Annotated in this window: 4 protein-coding genes, 1 tRNA gene and 1 pseudogene; 1 reads left to right on the forward strand and 5 read right to left on the reverse strand. The window is 47.4% G+C overall.

Annotation, left to right across the window (positions count from 1 at the left end; all coding sequences use genetic code 11):
• On the reverse strand, nt 1–1,072 hold a 1,072-nt coding region (gene accC, locus RMO35_RS23555), incomplete at its 3' end, for an acetyl-CoA carboxylase biotin carboxylase subunit (protein WP_309744909.1).
• Nucleotides 1,073–1,309: 237 nt separating this feature from the next.
• Entirely contained in the window at nt 1,310–1,903 is a 594-nt protein-coding gene (locus RMO35_RS23560) for a TetR/AcrR family transcriptional regulator (protein WP_309744911.1), read from the reverse strand.
• 110 nt (nt 1,904–2,013) lie between these two features.
• Between RMO35_RS23560 and RMO35_RS23565 the strand changes: the two genes are divergently transcribed.
• Nucleotides 2,014–2,424: an SRPBCC family protein gene (locus RMO35_RS23565; RefSeq protein ID WP_309744913.1), complete on the forward strand. Its 411-nt coding sequence runs from the start codon at nt 2,014–2,016 to the stop codon at nt 2,422–2,424.
• A gap of 26 nt (nt 2,425–2,450) precedes the next feature.
• Here RMO35_RS23565 and RMO35_RS23570 read toward each other — a convergent pair whose 3' ends face one another.
• From RMO35_RS23570 to RMO35_RS23580, 3 genes and pseudogenes are all read right to left on the reverse strand, one after another.
• Nucleotides 2,451–2,648, reverse strand: a complete 198-nt coding sequence (locus tag RMO35_RS23570; RefSeq protein WP_309744915.1) for a hypothetical protein — start codon at nt 2,646–2,648, stop codon at nt 2,451–2,453.
• A gap of 83 nt (nt 2,649–2,731) precedes the next feature.
• Nucleotides 2,732–2,802, reverse strand: a tRNA-Gly gene (locus tag RMO35_RS23575).
• 94 nt (nt 2,803–2,896) lie between these two features.
• A pseudogene (locus RMO35_RS23580) lies at nt 2,897–3,097 on the reverse strand (acyl-CoA desaturase); the annotation flags it as partial.

The following is a 3,097-nucleotide window of genomic DNA, read 5'->3' on the forward strand; positions in this document are numbered from 1 at the left end:
CAGTGATTTTACCGGGGGATGGTCGGAAATTGTGGTCGGGATCTTCGGCATTGACGCGACATTCGATCGAGTGTCCTTTTAAAACTACTTGCTCTTGGGTGAAGGCAAGTTTTTCACCTTGAGCGACACGGATTTGCTCGGCAATTAGGTCTAGTCCGGTAATCATTTCGGTGACGGGATGTTCGACTTGGATGCGGGTATTCATCTCCATAAAGTATAAATCCCCATGCTTATCGAGAAAAAATTCGACCGTACCGACGCCCGCATAATCGATCGATTTAGCCGCCGCGATCGCGGCGGCACCCATTTTCTGACGAAGTTCGGGGGTTAAGGCGGGGCTGGGCGCTTCTTCAAGGAGTTTTTGATGCCGTCGCTGGATCGAGCAGTCACGTTCGCCCAGATAGACAACATTGCCATAGTTATCAGCGAGGATCTGAAATTCGATATGGCGGGGGCATTCGATAAATTTCTCGATATAGACACCACCATTACCAAAAGCAGCTTCGGCTTCACCCTGGGCGGCATGATAAAGTCGCACCAAGTCTGCTTCTTCACGTACCAGCCGCATCCCGCGTCCGCCACCGCCAGCAGTGGCTTTGAGCATCACGGGATAGCCGATTTCACCCGCAATTTTCAGTGCTTCTTCGGCATCGGCGAGGAGTCCATCGCTACCAGGTACCGTCGGGACTCCTACCCGTTTCATCGTCTCTTTAGCAGTAGATTTGTCGCCCATCGCCCGCATTGCGGCTGGTGAAGGGCCGATAAAAGTCAGATGATGGTCGGCACAGATTTCGGCAAACCGGGCGTTCTCCGCCAGAAACCCATAGCCGGGATGAATTGCTGTAGCATTGCGCGTCAGAGCCGCAGAGATAATATTTGGAATGTTGAGATAACTCTTACTCCCGATCGGTTCGCCGATACATACGGCTTCATCAGCAAGTTGAACGTGAAGTGCCCGCCTGTCGATCGTCGAATGCACGGCAACCGTACCAATCCCCATTTCACCACAGGTACGAATAATTCTCAGCGCGATTTCGCCCCGATTGGCAATTAAGATTTTAGAAAATGACATTACGATAAAAATTCCTAACTTCTGAAGATGGGGATGGTGACAGATTTTATTTTCAGGCTCATGACTCAGTATATACAAAGTGGTGAGTCTGTTAGCATTTCATCCCATCCACAGCCAGGATCGATCGAACCTCTTTGAGATATTCGATCGGCATCAAGTCTGGATCTGCATTCATAAACGGTAAAATCTAACTCCAGCTAGTGTAAGCGATCGATCTCCGTCCGACGATCTTGGTTGTTATGCGGCTAATCCATCCAATAAAAAACTGACAAACATTGATGTCAGATCTTCCGATGATGTGGTTGGTGACATAATGCTGGTTTGATAAGCAATCGAAATAGCTGATATGCCATGAGCCATTGCCCAGATCGCTTTGGTCATTGCTTGAGTATCGCCAGCCTTTAGTTCTCCACGATCCTGCCCAGATTTAACCAGCTCGAATAATCGATGTAGTGATGACTGAGAAGTCTCTACGAGGCTGGGATATTTTGCCTCATCAACAGGACGAAACATGACTTGTACGCGATCGGGATGTCCCAGTGCAAAGCGCACATAAGCCTGACTTGCGGCAATCAATCGCTCGCGTGTACTGCTACCCGATCGCGCGATCGCCGATTCTACATCAACTGCTAGTAGCCTAAAGCCCTCTGCTGCGATCGCCACCAGCACGGCTTCTTTGTCAGCAAAGTGCATATAGGGCGCGTTATGACTCACGCCAGCCCTCTGTGCCATTTTTCGCAAACTAAGTGCCTGAAGTCCGTCTTCAGCCAGTAGTTCGATCGCGATTGAGATTAGCGTATTACGCAAGTCGCCGTGATGATATTTAGGCATACTTTTCACCCAGATATTGACAATGCCAATATTTAGATATTATATTGACAGTGACAACATTTTACGGTGTTTAGATACCCCCTACTTAATACTTGTGGCAGAAAAATCTTATGAAATTTAGTCACACGCTTAAAACTTCGGCTTCACCAGAGAAAATCTGGGCAATTTGGACAGATGTAGAACATTGGTCGGCATGGGATACTGAATTGTCAGATGCTCGCTTGGAAGGTGCTTTTGTGCTGGGATCGGTAGGTAAACTCACTCCTAAAGCAGGTCGAGTTTCCCCATTTATCATCTCACAATTAAATGCCGGAAATAGCTACACGTTCACACTTAAATTACCGCTATGCAAGTTGAATGTATATCGCCACCTTTATAGTCAGTCAGATGGTACATACTTCACCCATGAAGTTTCATTCCAAGGACTACTCGCTTTTCTGTTTGGTTTGTTGCTAGGGCGAAGATTTCGGATCGTGTTACCCAGCGTCATGGAAAATATCAAGCGCATTGCTGAAGCCTAAGAATTAGAATAATCCGCCACACCACCTTAATGCACCGGAAAATTGAAAACTGAATCGATCGCGGCTAGGGTAAGGAGAAAAAAGTTATCTAGAGATTGTCCGATCGCCTTCTCACGATCGCCCCAAAATTCATCTGCGATCTGAATTGCAGTGGTTGACGAGCTTTGAATAAAAAGCGAGCCAAATCTAATTTCGGCTCGCTTTTTGATGAGATGAGAAGACATTCGGATCGATCGGCGCGTAATCGTAACTTGCTACAGGCCTTATGCTTCTGCTGTAACTGTTGCTATGACTAGATTGGAGACTAAGCGAGTGGCGGGAATCGAACCCGCATCAATAGCTTGGAAGGCTATAGTTTTACCACTAAACTACACTCGCACTTAAGCGGACTTGATTTACCGCTTAAACATATTAGCATACCCGCTATGATTTGCAAGCAATCTGCGATCGAGATCGGGCAGGCTCGTTTCTCTTACTCTTTAGCCGTTCCAGCTTCAACCAGTTTCACCTTGGTAGCCAAACCCAGCAATTGCAATACTTGAATTGTCATCCAGGTGATATCGATTTCCCACCATTTCATCCCGTGACGCGCTGAATATTGGTAAGCGTGGTGATTGTTGTGCCAGCCTTCGCCGTAAGTAGTCAGGGCAACCCACCAGCAGTTGGTCGAATT

It is taken from the genome of Chamaesiphon sp. OTE_20_metabat_361, from assembly GCF_031364565.1.